This is a genomic window from Brevibacillus choshinensis (assembly GCF_001420695.1).
Classification (GTDB): domain Bacteria; phylum Bacillota; class Bacilli; order Brevibacillales; family Brevibacillaceae; genus Brevibacillus; species Brevibacillus choshinensis.
In genome coordinates this window covers 1,492,924-1,514,789 of the sequence record NZ_LJJB01000013.1, presented here as the reverse complement: position 1 = coordinate 1,514,789, position 21,866 = coordinate 1,492,924, and the positions used below count along the sequence as shown (strand labels likewise).

21 protein-coding genes and 3 pseudogenes are annotated in these 21,866 nt (G+C 41.6%); 14 read left to right on the top strand and 10 right to left on the bottom strand.

Annotated features, from left to right (window positions below; genetic code table 11):
• Window positions 1-117: 117 nt before the first annotated feature.
• The 4 genes from glpK to AN963_RS27615 all read left to right on the top strand — a co-directional run bounded on the left by glpK (window position 118) and on the right by AN963_RS27615 (window position 5,061).
• Window positions 118-1,626, top strand: a complete 1,509-nt coding sequence (gene glpK / locus AN963_RS27630) for a glycerol kinase GlpK (protein WP_055747685.1) — start codon at window positions 118-120, stop codon at window positions 1,624-1,626.
• A 278-nt stretch (window positions 1,627-1,904) separates the two neighbouring features.
• On the top strand, window positions 1,905-2,321 hold the full coding sequence (locus AN963_RS27625; protein ID WP_055747684.1) for a hypothetical protein: 417 nt from the start codon (window positions 1,905-1,907) through the stop codon (window positions 2,319-2,321).
• 705 nt (window positions 2,322-3,026) lie between these two features.
• Complete coding sequence (locus AN963_RS27620; RefSeq protein ID WP_055747907.1) at window positions 3,027-4,367, top strand: arsenic transporter; 1,341 nt, start codon at window positions 3,027-3,029, stop codon at window positions 4,365-4,367.
• A 19-nt stretch (window positions 4,368-4,386) separates the two neighbouring features.
• Window positions 4,387-5,061, top strand: coding sequence for a DUF2642 domain-containing protein (locus AN963_RS27615; RefSeq protein ID WP_152985731.1), 675 nt, complete (start codon window positions 4,387-4,389; stop codon window positions 5,059-5,061).
• Between the two features lie 304 nt (window positions 5,062-5,365).
• Here AN963_RS27615 and AN963_RS27610 read toward each other — a convergent pair.
• Window positions 5,366-5,783, bottom strand: a pseudogene (locus AN963_RS27610) (bleomycin resistance protein).
• Between the two features lie 350 nt (window positions 5,784-6,133).
• On the opposite strand from AN963_RS27610, the gene AN963_RS27605 reads away from it, so the two are divergent.
• A complete protein-coding gene (locus AN963_RS27605; RefSeq protein ID WP_055747682.1) occupies window positions 6,134-6,373 on the top strand; it encodes an LPXTG cell wall anchor domain-containing protein in 240 nt (79 codons plus the stop codon).
• 37 nt (window positions 6,374-6,410) lie between these two features.
• On the opposite strand, the pseudogene AN963_RS27600 reads toward AN963_RS27605, so the two are convergent.
• Together AN963_RS27600 and AN963_RS27595 are read right to left on the bottom strand one after the other, a co-directional pair.
• Window positions 6,411-6,698: pseudogene (locus tag AN963_RS27600) on the bottom strand (IS1595 family transposase); the annotation flags it as partial.
• 70 nt (window positions 6,699-6,768) lie between these two features.
• Window positions 6,769-7,509 carry a stalk domain-containing protein gene (locus tag AN963_RS27595; RefSeq protein ID WP_161827312.1) on the bottom strand — a complete coding sequence of 247 codons (741 nt, stop codon included), beginning with the start codon at window positions 7,507-7,509 and terminating at the stop codon, window positions 6,769-6,771.
• A 432-nt stretch (window positions 7,510-7,941) separates the two neighbouring features.
• On the opposite strand from AN963_RS27595, the gene AN963_RS27590 reads away from it, so the two are divergent.
• Window positions 7,942-8,169: a hypothetical protein gene (locus AN963_RS27590; protein WP_055747680.1), complete on the top strand. Its 228-nt coding sequence runs from the start codon at window positions 7,942-7,944 to the stop codon at window positions 8,167-8,169.
• Between the two features lie 449 nt (window positions 8,170-8,618).
• Here the strand turns inward: AN963_RS27590 and AN963_RS27585 are convergent, their stop codons facing one another.
• Window positions 8,619-9,821: an IS110 family RNA-guided transposase gene (locus AN963_RS27585; protein ID WP_055744536.1), complete on the bottom strand. Its 1,203-nt coding sequence runs from the start codon at window positions 9,819-9,821 to the stop codon at window positions 8,619-8,621.
• A 673-nt stretch (window positions 9,822-10,494) separates the two neighbouring features.
• On the opposite strand from AN963_RS27585, the gene AN963_RS27575 reads away from it, so the two are divergent.
• From AN963_RS27575 to AN963_RS27545, 7 genes are all read left to right on the top strand, one after another.
• On the top strand, window positions 10,495-11,301 hold the full coding sequence (locus tag AN963_RS27575) for a hypothetical protein (RefSeq protein ID WP_055747678.1): 807 nt from the start codon (window positions 10,495-10,497) through the stop codon (window positions 11,299-11,301).
• Window positions 11,302-11,454: 153 nt separating this feature from the next.
• The gene (locus tag AN963_RS27570) at window positions 11,455-12,372 is read left to right on the top strand and encodes a helix-turn-helix transcriptional regulator (protein WP_055747677.1); all 918 of its coding nucleotides are present in this window, start codon (window positions 11,455-11,457) and stop codon (window positions 12,370-12,372) included.
• Between the two features lie 69 nt (window positions 12,373-12,441).
• Window positions 12,442-13,302 carry an alpha/beta fold hydrolase gene (locus tag AN963_RS27565; protein WP_055747676.1) on the top strand — a complete coding sequence of 287 codons (861 nt, stop codon included), beginning with the start codon at window positions 12,442-12,444 and terminating at the stop codon, window positions 13,300-13,302.
• A gap of 158 nt (window positions 13,303-13,460) precedes the next feature.
• Window positions 13,461-14,264, top strand: coding sequence for an Imm26 family immunity protein (locus AN963_RS27560; RefSeq protein WP_236708134.1), 804 nt, complete (start codon window positions 13,461-13,463; stop codon window positions 14,262-14,264).
• Window positions 14,265-14,388: 124 nt separating this feature from the next.
• Complete coding sequence (locus tag AN963_RS27555) at window positions 14,389-15,435, top strand: IS1595 family transposase (protein WP_055747674.1); 1,047 nt, start codon at window positions 14,389-14,391, stop codon at window positions 15,433-15,435.
• A 79-nt stretch (window positions 15,436-15,514) separates the two neighbouring features.
• Window positions 15,515-15,994, top strand: coding sequence for a GNAT family N-acetyltransferase (locus tag AN963_RS27550; RefSeq protein ID WP_236708110.1), 480 nt, complete (start codon window positions 15,515-15,517; stop codon window positions 15,992-15,994).
• A gap of 271 nt (window positions 15,995-16,265) precedes the next feature.
• A complete protein-coding gene (locus tag AN963_RS27545) occupies window positions 16,266-16,811 on the top strand; it encodes a GrpB family protein (RefSeq protein WP_055747672.1) in 546 nt (181 codons plus the stop codon).
• Between the two features lie 211 nt (window positions 16,812-17,022).
• Here the strand turns inward: AN963_RS27545 and AN963_RS30640 are convergent, their stop codons facing one another.
• The 6 genes from AN963_RS30640 to AN963_RS32405 all read right to left on the bottom strand — a co-directional run bounded on the left by AN963_RS30640 (window position 17,023) and on the right by AN963_RS32405 (window position 18,937).
• A complete protein-coding gene (locus AN963_RS30640) occupies window positions 17,023-17,112 on the bottom strand; it encodes a YjcZ family sporulation protein (RefSeq protein ID WP_152985745.1) in 90 nt (29 codons plus the stop codon).
• Window positions 17,113-17,134: 22 nt separating this feature from the next.
• Window positions 17,135-17,311, bottom strand: a complete 177-nt coding sequence (locus tag AN963_RS31290; RefSeq protein ID WP_161827311.1) for a hypothetical protein — start codon at window positions 17,309-17,311, stop codon at window positions 17,135-17,137.
• Between the two features lie 73 nt (window positions 17,312-17,384).
• On the bottom strand, window positions 17,385-17,603 hold the full coding sequence (locus tag AN963_RS27540) for a hypothetical protein (protein WP_055747671.1): 219 nt from the start codon (window positions 17,601-17,603) through the stop codon (window positions 17,385-17,387).
• Between the two features lie 319 nt (window positions 17,604-17,922).
• The gene (locus AN963_RS27535) at window positions 17,923-18,279 is read right to left on the bottom strand and encodes a group I truncated hemoglobin (protein ID WP_055747670.1); all 357 of its coding nucleotides are present in this window, start codon (window positions 18,277-18,279) and stop codon (window positions 17,923-17,925) included.
• A 76-nt stretch (window positions 18,280-18,355) separates the two neighbouring features.
• Window positions 18,356-18,529, bottom strand: coding sequence for a hypothetical protein (locus AN963_RS31285; RefSeq protein ID WP_161827310.1), 174 nt, complete (start codon window positions 18,527-18,529; stop codon window positions 18,356-18,358).
• A gap of 186 nt (window positions 18,530-18,715) precedes the next feature.
• Window positions 18,716-18,937 (bottom strand): YmaF family protein, encoded by a 222-nt coding sequence (locus AN963_RS32405; protein ID WP_330218859.1) that lies wholly within the window; start codon window positions 18,935-18,937, stop codon window positions 18,716-18,718.
• A gap of 520 nt (window positions 18,938-19,457) precedes the next feature.
• Between AN963_RS32405 and AN963_RS32620 the strand changes: the two are divergent.
• Window positions 19,458-20,583: pseudogene (locus AN963_RS32620) on the top strand (CotS family spore coat protein); the annotation flags it as partial.
• Window positions 20,584-21,866 lie beyond the last annotated feature (1,283 nt).

Below are 21,866 nucleotides of genomic sequence, written 5' to 3'. Positions count from 1 at the left end.
CTTAAAGAACTTAATCTGCTAGCTGTGGTTGTTAAAAGATCGTGTGTACACAGCGAAAAGTCAGATGAGTTCTTTTCATTTTTTCTTGTATTGCCCGATGATGTGGGAGGAATACCGATGAAAGAAAAGTATATATTGTCGCTTGATCAAGGAACGACCACGTCAAGGGCTATCCTCTTTGATCATTCTGGAACAGCGCTCTATCAAGAGAACAGAGCATTTGCCCAGCATTATCCAGAACCTGGTTGGGTGGAGCACGACCCGCTGGAAATCTGGTCCACACAGTTGGAAGTTACCCGAGAGGTGATAACCAAAACGGGGATTGATACAGCAGAAATCGCAGCGATTGGCATAACCAACCAACGTGAAACAACAGTCGTATGGGAGAGGTCAACGGGCAAACCCATTGCAAATGCGATTGTATGGCAATGCCGAAGAACAGCAGGCATCTGTGATCAGTTAAAGAATAAGGGATTGGAAGCAATGGTACGTGAGAAAACAGGTTTATTAATTGATGCATATTTCTCCGGTACGAAAATTGCCTGGATTCTTGAACATGTGCCCGGTGCACGAGCAAAAGCAGACGCAGGGGAGCTATTATTTGGGACCATTGATAGTTGGTTAATTTGGAATTTAACCGATGGTAGGGTTCATGTCACGGATTATTCCAATGCTGCCCGAACAATGTTATTTAACATCCATACGTTAAAGTGGGATGATGACTTGCTCGCAGAATTGTCAATCCCTATAAGTATGTTACCCGACGTCCGACCATCCAGCGAAGTATATGGTACGACAACGTTGCTTGGCGGCGAAATACCGATTGGGGCAAGTGCAGGGGACCAACAAGCTGCACTGTTTGGGCAGTGCTGTTTTCAAGAGGGCATGGTGAAAAATACATATGGTACGGGATGCTTCCTGTTAATGAATACGGGAGAGCGTCCGGTTTCTTCGGAACATGGCTTGCTGACAACTATTGCTTGGGGACTTCACGGCAGAGTGGAATACGCACTGGAAGGAAGTATTTTTATAGCCGGTGCAGTCGTGCAGTGGCTGCGGGATGAATTGGGCTTAATCCAAAGTGCCTCGGAATCGGAAGCAGTGGCCAAAACCGTAGAGAATACGAATGGTGTCTATGTCGTTCCTGCCTTTACGGGGCTAGGTACGCCATATTGGGATTCTTATGCCCGTGGAACAATTGTAGGCTTAACCCGCGGATCCAATCGTGCACACATCGTACGTGCGGCACTGGAGGCAATCGCTTATCAAACGAAGGATGTTGTTGCATCGATGGAACACGATGCTGGGATCAAACTGGCGGAATTACGCGTAGATGGCGGCGCGGTTATGAACGATTTTTTGATGCAGTTTCAGGCAGACATTCTCGGAAGAAAAGTGGTCAGACCGCAAATAAAGGAAACGACTGCGTTGGGCGCGGCGTATCTGGCTGGTCTTGCGGTCGGATTCTATGAAAACGTAGATGAAATCAAACGAAGCTGGAAGGGTGATCAGACTTTTACGAGAGTAATGAGTGAAGAAGCCAGCCAATCAATTTATCAGGGGTGGAAAAAGGCAGTAGGCACTACGAAAGGCTGGGCACTGGACGAATGCGATACCAGCCAATAGGTGGAATTATATAAATGATTAACAGGATATGTTACAAAAAAGTATTTACATGTGATGCTAATACTTTGTACAAGGCTTGGTCAAAAGGCTAAACAAAATTGTGGGTGTTCGAAGAAAATAAAGTAGTAGACAGAAAAATAAAGTCTTAGACCATCAGCTATTTAACTAACATTCTTCTACGGCAGGGATGAAAAATACAATTTTTGGAATGTGTTCAAACTCAACACCTCTGCGCATCTGTTATAATTTGTAAAAACCCTTTATAAAGGATGTGCAGAATGTTTAAAGCAATATTAACACTTGGGATGGTTCTTTCTTTAATGACAGGCTCGAGCTTTACTCAGTCGGGCAAAGTTGACACAGAACAGTCGCCAACAATCCCACCTGTCAAAAGTGAAATAAGAAAAGTAATGTTGGACGATGCCTATAACTACTATTCAGCTCTTGTTAATATGGACCGTAGGAACGAAAAGATAACTTATGAGTTTCAGGAATCATTTCTTGATTTCACAATACGGAACAAAGCAAAAAACGGTAGTGAAAGATACTTCATGATACTAGTGAGCAGTTTGTACTTTAGCAAATTTGATCTCGATTTCCCGAGTGTCGTCGACGATCCGGAAATATCCCGAGAAGAATTTGATCAAGCCGCCGCAAAGCTTAAAAAGATATTTGAACACGGACAACAACAATAGTCTAGGACTTTATTGAACTGAAGCTGCCAGTAAAGTAACTTCAAGACCGCATAGAATTAATAACATCAGTCTAAGTCTTTATTTTCGCAGAACCGACGAGGCTACCAGTGGAACGGGTCTGAGGTATCGCTCAACTAACGGGAACCCGTTTGAATCAACGCTCATTTTATTCCATTATCTTAATTGAGTAGGCATACGAAACCTTTTAGGAAAAGCTAGTCGTATGCCTGAGGACGTTTGGCTGTTGTAGTCGATAGCCGATACGGTATCAATGAGAGCGCTGATAAGAGCTCTTTTGGTCCCAATAATCAGCATTTTATGCCTTCATCCCGTCCCACCAATTGTCACAACGTGTGGAGAGAAACTGTCAGGAGTCCTTCCTCGACGGTTTTTTGTCATATGTTCCGATACTACATCGAAGAAATAACTAGTTATTTATTGATAAGGTACATCTGCTATTCATCGACACCAGTCGCTACATTTCAGTGGAAATTGAGAGAAATAAGTCGAATGCTTGGTCCACATTGTTTGGAATCGCGTATTGATACATTATACAAGCACTTCAATGACATATGTAAGGGAGGGTGATGTGACCATGTATTCTAGTTTACTAAAGGGGGGAGGGGATAAATCACAACTTATTTCAGCACGAACCATCAACTATTGCTTTTGTGTAGAAAGGAGATTTTATGCGTGGCCGAATTAATGATCCCGCTTACCATCCTATCCTTCCTCTGTACCATTGGGTTTATCTTTTGGCGACCCAATGTAAATGAGGCAATTCCTGCAACGGTGGGTGCAGCTGTAGTGCTCTTGAGTGGAAGTGTAACCTTCTCCGATTTGGGGGTCATCACTAGCACAATAGGAGGAGCAGCCATCACTATCATGGCAACGATCGTCATGGCGATTGTGTTGGAGAGTTTTGGATTCTTTCAGTGGGCGGCTGAAATCGTAGTAGAAAAAGCAAAAGGATCGGGCATACGCCTTTTCTGGCTGGTAAACCTTCTGTGTTTCCTCATGACCCTGTTCGTCAATAATGATGGAAGTATCTTAATTACCACACCGATCCTGCTTATGTTACTCCGCCATATGGGTCTAAAAAATCATCAAAAAATCCCCTATCTTTTATCTGGTGCTTTAGTTGCCACAGCTTCCAGCGCACCTATAGGGGTTAGTAATATCGTAAATTTAATTGCTTTAAAAATCGTAAACATGACCCTTTATATGCACACGGCAATGATGTTCATTCCGGCTACCATCGGGTTGTTGCTTATGGTGACGTTGTTGTATTTCCACTTCCGCAAGACTTTGCCGCGCACCGTTCCTACCACCGTATCCGGAATATGGAACTCTAATGCCTTCAATGGAAAGCATCCATTGAAATCCGAACCTTTAACCATCCCCAAGGAAAATCGCGGTAAACTCATGCGCAATATCTTGATCTTTGTGTTTTCGGTGCGTGTCGGTTTGTTCGTCGCATCCTACTTGGGAATTCCCGTTGCCATCGCCGCTATTTTCGGCTCCCTAGTCCTGCTTGGTTGGCGTTGGTATCGTTTAAAGATTTCACCTGTGGATATGTTGAAAAAAACTCCATGGTATATCATTGTGTTTGCGTTCAGTATGTACGTGATTATCTATGGCTTGCACAACATTGGATTAACCCAATTGCTGATCCAGATCCTCCAACCCATTGCTCACGGAAGTATGCTGAATGCCAGTCTCATGATGGGGATTATGGTGTCCGTCCTCTCAGATTTATTTAACAATCACCCTGCCTTGATGGTCGGAACCATTACCTTAACGAGTATGGGTCTTGATCCACTCACACTTAAAGTAGCTTATCTTGCAAGTATCATCGGCAGCGACATAGGTTCCCTTTTCTTACCTATTGGAACGCTGGCGTCCATCATGTGGATGCATATCGTCAAAAAAGGCAATGTGAAAATCACTTGGGGCGATTACCTGAAGGCAACTTGGTTCATCATCCCGATCACTGTCGTGTTCACGCTAGTCATTCTGGCTTATTGGGTTTCGTGGATTTTCTAATTAGGGGAGGTTCAAACCATTGCAACAACTGAATCAATTGATGGGGAAATATATAGATGTGGAGATTTCCGGAAGAAATCAGCTTACTGGGGTGCTTATTGACGCTGGATTAGATATCATCGTCATCTACAAAGACCCAGACTTTGTTTATATAACATTAACTAATGTCCAACATTTAGAACTAAGTTCCAAGCAAATGGATGAACTTGCAACTATCCCTGATGTACCAATCGATCAACAAACAGAAAATATCTCCTATCGAAAAGTACTGGATAATGCTAAAGGGCGATTCGTGGAAATTTACGTAACTGGCAACAAATCTGTCCACGGATATGTGACAAGTATCATGAATGATTACTTCCTATTCTATTCACCAGTCTATAAATCACTTTTCGTATCTCTTGATCATGTGAAATGGATCATACCGTCTCCACCTAATGTAACTCCCTACTCATTAGCGCATCAACATTTCCCTGTGAATCCAACTGCGATTCCGTTGTCCCGCACATTTGCGCAACAATGTAATAGGCTATCAGGCAACTTAGTGGTCTTTGATTTGGGCGAAGATCACAATAAAATTGGGCTACTTGAAACAATAGAGGGAAACACAATCAAATTGATAACAGCGAACGGGAAAAGCCTGCTATGGAATTTACGGCATTTGAAAACTATCCATCTGCCAGGAGAAGCTTAAAGGCATGGGGAACTGTGCAGCCAGATCGATCTGTAAAAAGAAAGCAAGGATTGTAGTGTCACCTACACTTCCCTGCTCACTTTAAAGCCCGTGGCCTGTGATACAAAATATGCAACAAGGTTAACATGTGTTCTCCCATTCTCTACAAAGCTAACGTCTTGGTTATCACTTCAAGAGCGCTGATACGCGCTCTTTTTTCATTTGGTAATTTATCTATGGTCAAACAACTACTAGACAGCACCCCTCGTTTTTACTTCTCCATTCTAACCTGTTAGTAATGCAGGCAGCAGAGCTATACCACAGATTATGAAAATGGCTCATTGTTTATGAAGCGCTCATAAAATGTAATCAAGTTGTTGTCTGTCAAGCACACCAAAATCACGAACTCCCCACGGCTGATCACATAACTGGGCGTTGGGGTGTACTATACCCATTGGTTTCATACGATCATGAAGTTCGTCCACACCCTCTACTCTTATCTGGCAGCTTACTGTACCAGCAATGAACGATTCGGCTCCAGTGCAAACCGGTGATGGGTTACTGCGAGTTTTCCAGCTGTCATCGTTAGCGACCCAAAGATGGATTTGAACATCATGACATACAAGGACGGCCAAACCTCCCTCTTGGTGGACTACTGTGAAACCAAGTTTATCTCGGTAAAAATCCAAGCTTAGTGTAACGTCCTTAACTGGTAAAGCTGGAATGGCTTGCAACATTTGCATTTAAAAACCCCGTTCAAGAATCGATTTGCGTTTTATTAAGAACGAAATTATCGTGTACTCAATCACTAATGCTTCTCGTGTCAGTGGAGACTACCTGCTCGATTCATTGCGCATGGAAACCACAATTCCTACCGGCAATTTTTAAAGACCTGCTAATACGTAGTATCCATCTTCTGTAACGGATGAGTCGATCATTGCTGTGAACAGTTCGAGCAGCAGAAGAATTGAGTAAAACAGTCATTTGGCCAACGACTCCGCACAGAGAAACTCTTCCTGAATGCCCTTCATGTTTTCTAAAAAATTGTTGCTTTTTAAAACAAAATAATAAAATAAAGATAGGAGGAAAAACCATGAAAAAAATCTCTATGTTATTATTGTTTTTAGGAATAATAGTTACATTTATTGGGATACTGCCTTTTATATTTGCTTATCCGTACTGTAATAGTTGTGCCAATTCTGGTCCGTCAAACTTTTGGGAACTTACCTTGATGTTGTCTTACGAAGGTCAAGGCTGGTATTTGATTATTGGAATTGTGCTATTGCTATTAGCAATGCTGTCGCTTTTCAAGAGAAAAAGGGTACAATATTAGATATGTGTTTCAAGACCTTTCAATAGGGGGTCTTTTATTATGCACTTCTTAACATTTCTCTTGTTGTATAATTCGATATCTGACACACTGAAATAAGCATTTGTTCAACTCGATTCTCAAATGCCAGATTTTTACCAAGTTCAAGCCAACGGAACCAATAAAGGTAATTATCCAAATATTTTGTTGCAACTCCTTGAAAATGTTCCATCCACGATTTTAAACGGCTGTGGAAGTTATTAACGTGTTGGATGTGATAGATACCTTTCTTTACACGTTGTCTTTGTCGCTCGTTGACCGTCTCGTGCTGTAATCCCTTCATCTTGGCAACCTAAAACAGCCTAAAGAAACAAACCGTCAGAATCCAGTCTGACGGTTTTTCTTGTGCGCATAAAGGGTTATTTTTTGGCGAGTTGTCCAGTTTTGACTAGCTTACCGTTTTGCACTTCCACGATGGCGGCTTCCAGCAGTTCGCCTTTGCCGAAGCGGGTCGTGTTGTTTTCTGTGATCAGCTTGAACTCGTACCGGTGCATGTACACTTTTTTTAGCCCCGGATCGTAGACGGCGTCGCCCGGCTCGGCGGTGGATTCTCCTTTGTACAGCTCGACGGTGTTGACCGGAACCGCTTTTCCGTTTATTTGGCGGAAGAGCGTCAGGTACGCTTCAAAAGGAATGCCTTCGACCGACTTATAGCGGTACAGAACGAGAAACTCCTGGTTGCCGGCTCCTGTCAGATTGACATAGCCTTTGGTTAAAATTTCGGTATCCGGAGAGCAGTAGTATGCACTGCCTTTTGGATCGGATCCGTCACAGGGGAGAGGCAAGGTTCGCTTTGCCTGCTGCGCGATGGCGTCCGGTATCGAGCTTGCTCCATTGGAAAAGCGAACGGCTGGCGTTTTGTTGTCCCATTCCTGGCGTATCGAGAGCGCATTTGCCACCGTGGCTACCGGGGCGTAGACGTTGCCGTTGTAAATGAACGGTTCTGCTTTGGTCTGGATCACATTGCCGTTGACGATCAGTTTGATGTTGGCAAACCGGGCCGAAATTTTTTCCGTAACTGTTTTGGAAAATGCGGCGGTCCCCCCAGCGAACAGGCAAACCACCAAGATTCCCAGCATGGCCGCTTTGAATTTGTTCATCTTCATTGTGCACCCTTTCCTGTTGCGATTTGTTGGTGAGACGATAAATGCTCATAGCCTTAGATGAAATTGCACTTCCAAGGGTTACAAAAAAAACTTAGTCGACAAGTATAGAATGGGCTGGTTACATAGCTAGTTAGTTCTTTCTACAAGGAAAGTTCTATCGCAAATCCCAGGAGCATAGAAAAAGCACTTGTAACGACCGCCCGATTATTGCCAATTGATAGTAAATAAGTGCTGTCTCCATTGTGTCGCACATTTTTCTCGCTTCCATACACACGTCCAAGCGGTGGGAAACTTCTTCTCATAACCTGTCTACATAAAAGAAAGGGGGGCAGTATTTCTTGAATAAGAAAAATCAGGGATACAACAATGCATATAGTGGTTCGTCACAATATGCCAATAAGAGTGTAGGTGGATATCCGGGGCCATATGGACCACAAGGATCATATGGAGCTCAAGGACCATGTGGAGGACAAAGACCATATGGAGGACAAGGGTCATATGGAGCTCAAGGACCATGTGGAGGACAAGGACCATATGGAACTCAAGGAGCAGATGGTCCACATGGAGCATATGGACCACATGGAGCATATGGACCACATGGAGCATATGGACCACATGATGCATATGGTCCACAAGGACTGGCTGCGCGTCTAAATGGGTGGTGTAACTGCACGAATAATCGAGCAACCACAAAGAGAAGACGCAAACTAAAAAAACGAAATCTCAAAAAAAGAAATCTACAAAGACGAAATCTAAAGAGACGAAATCTAAAGAGACGAAATCTACAAAAGCAAAATATAAAAAGACGAAATCTTAAAAATCTACAGCAGGGTTAATCGCCCTGCTTGTTTGTTGATATATTTGTCCGAAGAAAATAATGTTGTAGGCTCAGAAAATAAAGTGTTAGACCGTGAAAATAATGTTTTAGACTGAGAAAATATAGTATTAGACTGACGATACGTCATTACGCTAAACCAGCTAATAGGATGTCAACATTTTTCATTAAACGTGTTTATGTTTAATTGTTATACTGAAATTGAGCATGGCAAATAACCATCCGTCGCAATGATGGAAGGATTTATCTCTATTGTTGCTTATTGGTATTAAGCAAGATCAAGGAAAGTTTCTTTACGCTTTAAGAGGGTAAAAATCCAGTGGATCAGTTTGTTCGCACAAGCAACGACCGTGACTTTAAATGGCTTTCCTTCATCGCGTTTTCTGTCATAAAACTCTTTTAGTTTCTTATTGCGTGAACTCCTGATACCGCATAGGACAGCCATATATAAGGCATGTCGCAGCCTGCTGGAACCTCTTTTCGTGATTCGATTAATTGTTGCAGTGAACTTGCCAGAAGAATGCACGCTGGGATCGATTCCGGCAAAGGCAACAAGTTTTTTAGGGTGATTAAACCGCTCTATCTCACCAATTTCAGAGATAATCGTTGCCGCGATTTTTTCTCCGATACCAGGGATAGATTGGATAATCTTATATTCTTCAATTTCTGATGCGAGAGCATCAATTCGGTGCTCTAAATTGGACAGATGCTCTTGATATTGAAGAATGATACGAATATACATCTCAAGACTAATCAAATGACTTTCGTACACAACTTTTTGAAATGGATTGCGGCTTGCTGCATCCATTATTTTTTTCGCCTTTTCTTTGGCCCAAGCGTTGGAACGACTGATACATATAGCTGCGATTCGTTCCGTCAATTCAGATTCCCTAGCTTTTAAGACCTCTTCCGAGGTAGGGAACTCTAGTAAAATGTGCAAGGATACCTTTGAAAACAAGTCCCCAAATACACTTCTGAACTCAGGGAATACTTGGTCTAAAATGGCATGGAACTGTAATTTTGCTTGCGTGCAAAGATCGGTTAGAGATTCGTGCTGTCTTGTAAGATTACGGAGGTTTAACAGCTGTAACCCTCTCTTCTTATGAGGTTGTAGTTCCTCCTTGTAATACAGCTCACATAAATGATAAGCATCGATTGCATCAGTTTTGACCTTGCGTAAGCTTGATTTTTTCGCTTGATAAGAGATGAGTGGGTTTATCACAATATATAAGTAGTTTTGTTCTTCTAGAAACTGAGTAATTGGAGTCTGATAATGTCCAGTTGACTCCAAAACAACCGGAGGTTGTTTACTAGTTATACTTTCTACATTCTTGAGAAAGTGAAGAAAAGTATCTAGTCCCTCGCGAGTATGCGAAATGCTAAAGCTTTTTCCGTATGGCTGACCCTTGTCTAAAAATGCTTGAACTTGACTTTCCCCTTTAGATACATCCAGACCAACGACTGGATTCATTGTATCGCTCCTTTTCCAAGATAATTTGCCGGTAACCCCTAGTCCTGCTTGTAGTATCATAGCTTCGCTTGTTATACGAGATCTAAGTCCCAACCAGCCTCAAACATGTTTCTACAAGTAGGGGGTGAACAGTTTAGCGGACGGGGTCAATGCCCCACGGGCAGGGACGTTCTACCCCGGCTACCGTAATCGTAGAACTATATAAAAAATGGTCAACCAGTAAAAACTGGCTGACCTCATAATACGAACGGGCAGGATAGTGTAGTGTACAATAGCAATAGAGGCCTGACCTCATATTGGCAAGAATATGTTAATACCGATAAAAGAGTAAGGATGAGAATATGGAATATCCCACTTTTCAATATTTCATGAGTCATTATCATGACGAGATAAACGGTGGTGGAACTTTTACACTTGTGGAACTTATACAACTTTTTTCTAAGATGGACTCAAATTCAATGAAGTCTAAGTTACTCTTGGAGGCGAAACAGATTAAACAAACTCTTTTACTAGAGGATTGTGAACAGGACCGTGCAGTCATTAATCTTTGTAATAAGTACAGCAAGAGTAAGATAAAACGAATTGTTGAATTGATCCTAATTGAACTCAACTAACGGGGATCGTTAGCTTAATAACATATCGTCAGCCTAATATTTTATTGGGAGGGGTGAATATGGGAGTCATCGAAAATTTATGCGTGGCGCTCATCGTAATCATTCTGCTCGGCACAATTGGTATGACAATCTATTTTCATTTGTCTGGCCGCAAAAAATGGACCCCTCATCTCCTCGTTGGATCACTGGCGATCATGTTCACGTTGTCCTTGCCGCTGTTGCTGAATTTGAGATCGGAACACGAGGCCGAAATCGAGAAAATGATCGCCAGCAGAGAGGGAAGTGTTCTTGATATTGAAGCGATTATGTCCAATGAATACCCTATGCGAAGAGGCAAAGCAAACACTGTCTATAAAGTGACGTACCGAAGCGAGAACAACCAAACGAATACGGCGTGGTACCGTGGTATCAATCACATTGGAAATATTCATGAAACGGTAAGCGACAGCCTCCCCGAACAGTGGTACTTCGAGGAGGACGGCCCTTATCCCACTTTGCAGACGGCCCAGTCCATCGATGAGTTGATCATCGTTGCACAGGATCTTCAATATAATACCCGGCAGGAACATGAACGATTTACCATATACAACGGCGGAATGCCCATGCTTACGTTTGGTCATGAACAGGGACATATGGAATTATGGGAAACCACTTCGGACGATTGCCTACGCTTTGCTGTACGATTATTGGAGATTCACGGGATCACTATCAACCAGGATGAATTTTTCCGCATCGCCCGTGAATACGGTGGGTATGGAGATCCGAACAAAAACATCACGATGAGAGTAAACGATCAGCAGCTCGTGATCCGGTCCGGCATTGCAACGGGCATGGCCGAAATCAAATATGAAAGAGTGACAAGATGACAGTCTTCTTGAATTATTTATTCGTGCATGACAATAGCTGATTAATCTAACGGGCAGAATAACGCGGTTAACTGTTGAACTAAATCGTTGCATAAAATCGTTCGTTTCTCTCTAGAGGAGGAGATTTAGAACATCTAATTTTGGAGGAACATCATGCAGATTGATAGACTGTTTGGAATCATATATCTATTACTGGATAAGAAACGAGCAACCTCAAAAGAATTAGCGGAACATTTTGAGGTCTCTGTGAGAACGATACTGCGCGATATTGAGACTTTATCGGCGGCAGGTATTCCCATTTATACATTGCAGGGAAAGGGCGGAGGAATATCGATCCTTGATCATTATGTTTTGAATAAGACTATGCTTACCGAGGAAGAACAGCATCACGTTTTATTTGCACTACAAAGCTTGTCATCCACAGATCATATTGATGTCAGCGGTATTCTTTCGAAGCTCAGTACTCTATTTGATAAATCAAGTAATAGTTGGATTCAGATTGATTTCTCGCATTGGGCTAACCGGGAACCGGACCACGAAAGATTTGAAACGTTAAAAGAAGCAATAATCAGAAAGCAAGCCATCTCATTTTCCTATTTAAATCCCTACGGTGACATTACAAAAAGGAAAGCGTATCCGTTAAAAGTGATCTTTAAAGCGAAGTCATGGTATTTGCAGGGATATTGTCTTTCAAAAGAAGACTACAGAACTTTTAAAATCACCAGAATGCAACATATTGAGATATTGCCAGAAAGCTTTGCGGATAAACAAATTCAACTTCCACCCATTCAATTTTCGGCTGACGCGGCGTACTCCCATATTCATTTGAAAATGCATTTTGCTTCACAAGTGGCGTACAGAGTTTATGATGAATTTAATCAAAAGGACATTATCCGAAATGAAGATGGATCTCTTCTTGTATCCGCAAGATTGCCGGATGACGAATGGTTATATAGCTTTCTTCTTTCCTTTGGAACGGCTGTCCGCATTTTGGAACCGCAATATGTCAATGAAAATCTTCTTCAAAAAATAGAAGAAATAAAAACAATCCATACCCAACCTATACCATGACACTCTGTTGTCATATTTTGAATGCTAAGATCGTGAGGTGATCAGGAAATATAAAAGGAGTGAGAAGGTTTGTTCACACACCGTGAAGTAATTGTCAAAGAGGTCCCGATCCATGTGGTCGAAGCCGGTTCCATATCAAAGCCGACAGTATTTTTTATCCACGGTTGGCCGACTTGCTGGCTTGAATTTGAAGGCGTGATGAATAGGCTTGCCGAAGAGTATCATGTTATCGCTATTGACATCCCCGGTATCGGGGATTCAGTAATTCCTTTGCAGTCATACAGCAAACGCAATATAGCCGAGTATGTTCGAGGGATTGTGGATTATATGAATTTGCGTGATGTCACTTTAGTCGGGTGTGATGCTGGAGGCCAGGTAACGTATGCTTTCTTAAAAAGCTTTCCTGACAAGCTTGCTCGCGCGGTGATTATGAATGTTGCCATTCCCGGTGTTGATCCGTGGAACGAGGTGAAAAGTAATCCTTACATCTGGCATTTTGCATTTCATAACGTACCTGAATTGCCAGAGATACTGATTTCAGGCAAAGAACTCCCTTATTTCTCCTTTTTCTATGATGTGTTAGCCGGAAAAGGCAAGAGAATGAGTGATGCCCGCAGGAAATCATATGTCGAAGCCTATTCCCGTTTAGACGCATTGAAAGCAGGGTTTGATTTATACAGAAGTTTCCTTGAGGATGAAAAGGATAATGCCGCGTCAAAAAATGTTATGGTGTCAACGCCGGTTCTTTACTTGCGAGGATCGGATGAATACACAAATATTGAAAAATACCTTGCCGGATTTAGAGAAAACGGACTGCTAAATATCAATGCCAAGATCATCGAAAATTGCGGACATTTTTCAGCGGAAGAACAGCCTGAACAAATTGCAATAGCAATAAGGGATTTTATTCATAATACCTTGTTACGCTAACGGGTTCGATAGTTTAATATCAATGAGAAAAGGCAGCTGATTAATAACCGGCTGCCTTTTCTACGCTAACTAGCAGGAGAGTTGAATAAAGGTTGACTTCACTTCGGATATTAATAATTGAAAACCTTAAATATTAGGTGGGAAATAATTTGGATAGGATGTTAATTCAAGAATTATCTGTTGAAATTGGCTTTGTTAAGATTCATTTACCTGATTATACTATGTCAACTTTCATGATTGCACAAAGTTTGGCGGATGAATTCGGAGTTGAGACTAACCAACAAGCGATAAAAAAACTTAGAGCAAGGCTAAAAGGTTTGAATAATGATTTGTCTAAAAAGGTCAAAACCGATTATGAAAGTGGCTGTGTGTTTATCCACGCAAGCTCAAAAAGAGGAGAAGAAATTCTTCAAGTAGCACTTATTATCAATGAACTTGCAATAGACGAAAATCGCAATGAAATTGACCAGGAATACATAGATAAAATTAGACACACATTGCTGAATTGGAAACGACCTAAACCACAGAAATGGAAAGTGGGCGATGTTTTTTCCATTCCCTTATCCGACGACACTTATTCCTTCGGGCAAATTCTATGGGAAAAGTACAGAAGTCCTAATTGTGCTCTGTTTGATTGCAAGAGCAGAGAAAACCTCCCCATAGAAAAAGTCATTTCTTCACCTGTTATTTCAGTCCTAAACGTGGGTTCCGAGTGTCTAGATAGTTTTATATGGAAAATCATCGGGGATGCCCCTGTGAAAATTACAAAACTTGATGTTCCTGACGTTCATCGTGGGGAAAGTATGGTGGGTGCACGTTCGTTTTCGACAGGTATTTTAACTGATTTAGCAGAAGCATATTATGCTTTGCGTCCGTGGAATACAGCTTTCGGAGAAGAGGATTTTTACGATGGGTTGTTGATGCCAACAATTACAAGACCTCGAAATGTGCTAATGAAATAATTTCGGTTTTACGTATCAAAAAGTCTTATTTATTTGGCTATGTTAAATTACGCTGTTGATATTTGAAAATTACGAACGTTTGTTCTATAATAGGTTAACATCTTGGTTTGGAGATGATTAACCTTTGGATCTAAAGCAATTGAAGAAACTAGCTGACGCTTTGGACGATAGCGGCAAACAAGAACTTATATACTTTCTGCAATCCCGTACCAAGGGAATGACGACACCAATCCATGTAATTGATGAAATTCAGGAACAGAAACATAAAGAAGGTCTGATTTGCCCCCATTGCAACAGTCATTCGGTTGTGCGATTTGGAAAATACGTGATTAAAACACGTACTGGAGAAGTCAAAAGGCAACGTTACCGTTGTAAATCATGCCAACAAACGTTTAACGATTTTACTAACACTCCTCTTCAACGCACCAGAAAACCACACCTTTGGGTTCGATTCATCGAATGTATGATTGAGGGTTTTTCGCTAAGAAAATGTGCCGAGATATTGCATGATGAAGTAACACATGTAAATTTGTTTTACTGGCGGCATAAGATTCTTGCCGCATTGAAACAAATTCCGACAGAACCGTTTCAGGGAATCGTCGAAATGGATGAAACTTATATCTTGTTTTCTGAAAAGGGTAAAAGGAACATCTCCGACCGTAAACCCCGTAAACGTGGTGGCAAGGCTAAATACCGCGGCATCAGTAACGATCAAATATGTGTATTGGTTGCCCGTGACCGTCAGAAGATGACTTTCTCTGGCGTACTTGGTCGTGGACGTATACGTACACCCAAATTGAATGATTCAATTGGTAATTATTTGTCCGAATCAAATGTGCTTTGTACCGATTCATGGCGGGCATTCAGCTCCTATGCAAAATCGAAAGGTTTAGACCACTACCGATTTAAGTCCGATGGGAAACAACGTGTTAAAGGAGTCTATCATATTCAAAATGTAAACAGCTATCATAGCCGATTGAAGCGTTGGATTGACCGATTTTATGGAGTTGCAACCAAGTATTTGCAACATTATTTAGCGTGGTTTCGTTATTTGGACAGCAAGGAATATGAGAATACTACGTCGAATAAGAAAAATATGTTGGTCATTTCTTGCCTGTTAACAGTGAAAGAAACGAATAGCAAACTTCGACGGTCGGCTTTTTCTTGTTGAACAAACGGGAGAATACTTCAATATAAATGTCTAAATTAATCTGTGGATTGTAAAAATTTTTACCTTAATGAGGTGTAATATGGAAATCATGATGATGTTGCGTGACGTAATCGAAGATGACCTGTCGATTTTTTTTGAACAGCAGTTGGACACGACTGCAAATTTTATGGCCGCCTTTACTGCTAAGGACCCGTCGGATAAGGTCGCTTTTAAGGCACATTGGGAGAAGATTTTAAACAATGAGACGATAATAAAAAAGACGGTAATTTATAGTGGAAATGTGGCTGGACATGTCTCAAGCTTTGAACAGTTCGGTGAACGGGAAGTCAGCTACTGGATCGGACGTGAATACTGGGGGAAAGGTGTCGCGACTGAAGCACTCTCTCAATTTCTGGATTGTATAACCATTCGCCCCCTTTATGCTCGTGCGGCGAAGGATAACATTGCTTCCATTCGCGTATTAGAAAAGTGTGGCTTTGAGATAAAAGGGGAAGACAAGGGATACTCCAATTCACGAGCTGAGGAAGTTGAAGAATTTATCCTGAAGTTGTCTCAATAGAAAGCCATTGTGGACTCAACTAACGAGACGCTCAATTAACCGCCCTCCTCAGAAGGCGGTTAACTTTATACCCAAAATCAACATTAAGGTTTAACATAGCCATTTATTTTGCTAACGGGGTTCGATAGCTCAACAATCCAAACATGAAGGCAGCCGTTAACAACCGGCTGCCTTTTCTACGCTAACGGGCAGCTATGCTTAATAAGGTTCACCGATTTATGGTAAATTTGATATGAGTTTCTAAAAACATCTACAATCAAAGGAGATTACTATGGAGGATCAATGGAGGATATCTAAGCATGACCCTGAATGGAAAAGTCTGTTCAATGATATCGCTTCAAAGCTAAGATCTTCTTTGGGAGATACGGCTATTCGAATTGATCATGTAGGCTCAACTTCGGTTGTTGGTTTGGATGCAAAGCCAATCATTGACATCCAAATATCTGTATTGAATTACGATGATATATTAGCTTATAAGACCCATATTGAAAAAGTAGGGTTCATTTTACGGGAAGAGAATCCGGACAAAACTAAGAGGTATTTTCGGGAGCTACCGGGCAATCGAAGAACTCATATTCACGTAAGACAAGCCGGTAGTTTTTCAGAACAAATCACTTTACTCTTTAGAGATTATTTACGGTTACACCCTTCGGATTGTTTAACGTACGCTAAAGAAAAACATCAATTAATGGAGCTTTATAGGAATGAACGCCCGAAATATGTTGAAGGAAAAGGGCCAATCGTTTGGAGTATTATAAAAAAAGCATATGCTTGGTCTCAGGAAGTAGGATGGAAACCAGGCATATCTGATAGGTAGGGTTACTTGCTTATATCTTAAATTACGGGTTCGATAGCGGAACAAACAGAGGCTGCCGGTATTATTACGGCAGCCTTTGCTTATCTCTAACGAGGACAAATGAAAAACGTTTGTATTAAACACAAGCTAAATTATGTTAAATAGGCGGTACCAAGTACTTTTCTGTTTTAAAAAAAGGGCAGCTTATAAAGCCGCCCATAAACATTGAAAATTACTCGCAACTACAAGCAACAATTACTAAAAGGACGAAGAGCACCAAGGTTAAAGCAAAGTTATCTTCAAAAAATCCCTTGCTGTTTATGCAAGGGCGAGTGTAATGAGCGTTAATTTCGTTCGAGATTCATTAACCGACAAACTATTACTTGAATTTTTTCATTAATAAAAATCCGATCTTGCCAAGTCAATTCAGCAGTGTAGGCCTTAGTGGCTAATTCTTCTCTCATCGTTTCCAATACGCTGATATCGGTAATTAGATCTAGCTGACGGAGAAATTCACTCATTGCCACATCTCCTTATAATCGGCTTTTTATCAACGTATGAGGGTAACTATAATTTCGTATGGACTTTTGAGCACTAAATCAAGTAATCGAATAACCAGAGAAGAAGGCAAAGTAAAACTACCCCAATTAGGATCAGCGTCCATTTAGGTTTTTTCTTTTGTTGCTCTTGTGTTTGGTCATCTTCCTGGTGGTTTCCCTTTTTCAATAACATCGGTATCTGAGAGGCTGCAATTGCAACTATGCCTGTAAATATCCAAAAGCGCATTGTTTTCTTTGACTCATCTTGTTCCATATGGTTCAACCTCCTAACTATTTGAAGTATGTCCAAATTAGATGGAGTGCAATGGAAGAAAGGACAAGGTAATCGACATATAGTAGATGCTCCTCAACATCTTCGTAAGATTCACTAACATATTGGAGCCATCGTTCTTTATAGGAGGGACATGCAGTTATGAATAAGTCGATAACCTCATGTTTTTGTATCATTACTAATCACTCTATTAAAGGTATATCGGCATTCTACCACATTGAAAACGGTATTTAACTCAGTAGTTATTAAAAAAAGGCCCTTAAATAGGCCTGATGATTGGTAAAGCATTATTTGTAAAGAATTATTTGTAAAGAATATCTTCCCTTAACGATCCGACTTTGGTTAAAGCATCGTCAATATCTCCTTCACTTACACCAAAGTGGGTAAGGGCCGAATGCAAATGCTTAACAATTGCATCAAAGTGAGCTGGCTGCAGATTCATTCCTTCGTGCACCTTTGCCATCGACTGGCCGGAATATTTATTAGGACCACCTAGGGCATAGCTGATGAACTTTGTTTGATGCCTTCGCTGTTTATCCATATCGGTGTTCTTAAAAAAATGGTTCACGGTATCATCAGCCAAAACCAAGTCATAAAAGTAGTCAACCACCTTAGAGATTGTATCTTCTCCACCATATTTTTCGTAAAACGTACCCATCATTGACCTCCTTGGTGTAAAGACATTGATTTAGATATTCCACTAAAGATGGAATCTTATGATGGGCTTCGACAGATTAACACATCGGTAATTCGGATGAAACACGATTACTTCCCTTGTGTTCTCTTTCAGGAGGAGTCTTGCTGATAGGCTTTTTGGGAGGGGAGCAGTCTTCATACTCTAACATATTTAGGATCAAGTGACCTCCAAAATCCGTAAAAGCAATTTTTCCAGCTTGATAGTTAGTCATGGTAATTCCTCCAGTAGTATTCCGATCACTTTTTTCATTATCGCCTAGTTTTAAGGAAATCAAACTGTGATCAGGTGATAGTATGACGCACTATTAACAGCTGATTTAACACAACACACGATTTGCTAAAAAGGAGTCGATCAGTAATGAAATTATGTAAAGCGGGGGCACGAAGCTAATCTATTTTCAAGACGAAAACCTGGCCGTAATGTGTCCGTCGTCAAACGATGTAGTGCCTTCATAATAATGCGTGTGTTGATATTCGAATCCTTGTGGAAGCGACGTTCTTCCAAACAATCGATGGCGATGATGACCACTTACGGTCGTTTGAGTGTCATAACTGTGTGTATGGCTTGGGTAATCGGCAATTCTCAAAAAACGCAATGAATGACTGTGTTTATCATTCAACTTGAACGCCCCTTCGTATTTTCATTCCTCAACGTGTGGGGATGTCAATTAATCATTCATGAGAGAGGGTACTACTTTGTAGTGGTAAGTGCTACCTCGAAGGATTCATCTGTCATACAGTACCTCCAATTGAGTGTTTTAGGGGTGTACAATACAGATCTGCAGACAGATCTGCGTTATTTTAAGAATGCAAAAATATAGACTCTGGCTCTGTCAATTGAACACGATTTATACTTATGCGTTTGCCCATTACCACGAATGGGCGCTTGCCAAAAAAAAACAATTAAGACAAGCCCAATCTCTTGCTTTCCTTAAAGCTGAGCCTAGTGTGTCTTATCAAAAGAGAAATTAAGAAAAGCAGAGAGCTACGTATGTTATTCAACTAACGGGTTCTATAGGTCAATAAACCAAATTTAATTGGCTTATCCCCAACGATATTTGTCCGTATCGTGTTCACAATAGCGCGAATATTTTATTAGGAATTCGTAAGGTATTTCCACTTGTACCGGGGGGGAATGGAATGGAACAGTATCTGATTACACCGTGGGATACTCGCGTGGGTTCTGAACCGACTCCTTTGGATTGGGATATGCAGGTACCGACTGAAGTAGATGCGATTGCAGAGCAGGTCATCCAGCAATACGACATGACGGTTACTTCTCGTACACTGATTACGTCCAAGCCAGATAAAGGAGGAGCCATTTGGCGGATCGAGACCGATAAGGGACCTCGCAGTCTGAAGCTTTTGCATCGTAATCCAGAGCGAAGTTTGTTCAGTGTGGGACTGCAAGAGTATGTGGTGCAGCAAGGTGCTCGGGTACCAACTCTGATTCCGGCCAAAGACGGTAAACTATTTGTAGAGATGGGTGGAAAGCTTTGGATCGTTACGGATTGGATCAATCTTACGCCGGCAACGAAAGTAGATTTGATAGGTGCGCAAGAGTTGTGTTACGGGCTTGGTGAATTTCATCGGCATACCAAGGGATACGTGCCTCCTTTTGGCGCCAAAAACTCTTCCCGTCTGTATCGATGGCCGAATTACTACTCAAAGATCACAAAAAAAATCGGCTGGATGAGAGAAATGGCAAATGCTTACCGCGATACTGTCGCAAGCCCATCCATCCTGGCAGTCGTCGACAAGTACGAGCAACAGGCAGCGGAAGCATTGAATCGCTTGAGGGCCTCAGCCTACCCGAGAATGGTTGCAATGGGAGAACCTTACTGGGGATTGGTCCACCAAGATTATGGATGGTCAAACGGGCAGAATGGTCCCGGTGGACTTTGGGTCATCGATCTGGACGGTGTGTCATACGACCTGCCATTTCGAGATTTACGCAAGCTGATTACGAGCACGATGGATGATATGGGCGTCTGGGATTTGACTTGGATGCGCGGCATGATCGATGCGTATCACCAGGCTAATCCTCTTGATGCCGAGTCCTACGAGGTCCTGCTTATCGACATGGCCGTACCGAATGAATTTTATAAGCATCTAAAGGAAATGTTTTTCGACCCCATCACCTTTTTAAATACAGAAGCAGATGCAATCCTGCAGCGGGTGGTCGCGACCGATCAATCAAAAGCGCAAGCCTTAGCAGAGCTTGCATCCGATATAGGTAAATACATGCCAGGCAATTACGAGCAAAAAGTCGCAGCCGAGCAACCAGAGCGAGTGGCTTCCGAGAGCAAGTGGGATCCAAACAGCTGGAGCCTGGAACCGCAAAAGAAAGCCAACTACGAGGAAACGATCGTAACCGAAGAAAAAAGGACAGAGAAATTCCAAGTTAAAAAGAAGCAGTCGAAATCTACTGCCGAAGATCATACACCAGTTGTAGATGCTAGCAAGACCCCCAGCGATTCAGGGACATCCGATAAACAAACAAGTAAAGAGCAAAGAGATGCTAAATCATCTGACAAAGAAGAAAAAGTGGTAAAAGTTGAATCAAGATCAGCATCAAAAAAGGCGATATCAGCCTCTGAGGAATCAACCAAACGAACGGAGAAGATCAGGGTCAAAAAGAAGGAGCAGCCGAAATCAGATGGAGATGGTCGTACCTCAGTCAAAGATGTAAGACTGCCCCATGTTGATTCTGGAGCATTCGATAAAAATACAAGTAAAGAGAGAAATGTTAAAGACACTAAATCCTCTGGAACCGAAACGAAAGCGGTAAAAGTTGAATCTAAATCTGCTCCAAAAGATGCAAAGTCAGCCACAGAAGCAAATTTAGCTAAAGAAGTAAAGTCAGTTAAAGAGGCAAATTTAGCCAAAGAAGTAAAGTCAGCCACAGAAGCAAAATCAGCCAAAGAAGCAAAGTCAGCTAAAGAAGTAAAGTCAGTTAAAGAAGCAAAATCAGCCAAAGAAGCAAAGTCAGCTAAAGAAGTAAAGTCAGCTAAAGAAGTAAAGTCAGCTAAAGAAGTAAAGTCAGCTAAAGAAGAAAAATCAGCCAAAGAAGCAAAATCAACAAAAGATAAGTCCAAATCTGCATCACATAAAGCAAACCCCTCAACAGCATATCCTCAATCCATTGGGAAGAGCAGAACAACTACTGAGTCACCAAACGTAGGAGTAAACAATTCATCGGAAGGAAGCAAGGTAAGAACTCGTAGGACGCCTATACAAAATGTCATTGATCTTACCCCTTATCTTGCCAAACAGACCAAGCCGAACAAGAAGGCTGTACGAAAGAAAACAGCGAGTACGAGTAGAACTTCCGCCAGAAAAAAAACGCTACCACTTACACAAATAAAACAGCAGGCACGAAAGAAAAGGAATGTCACTTCTTCTAAAGTTACATCTTTGCTACAACGAATAGCAAAGATCGCAAAGCAGGCTATTAAAGCGGTGAATGCATCGTCTGCCAAACAACCTGCGAATTCAACGAGACGAACAGTAGCTGTAGGGAATAAAACCAAAAAAACGACTACGTCC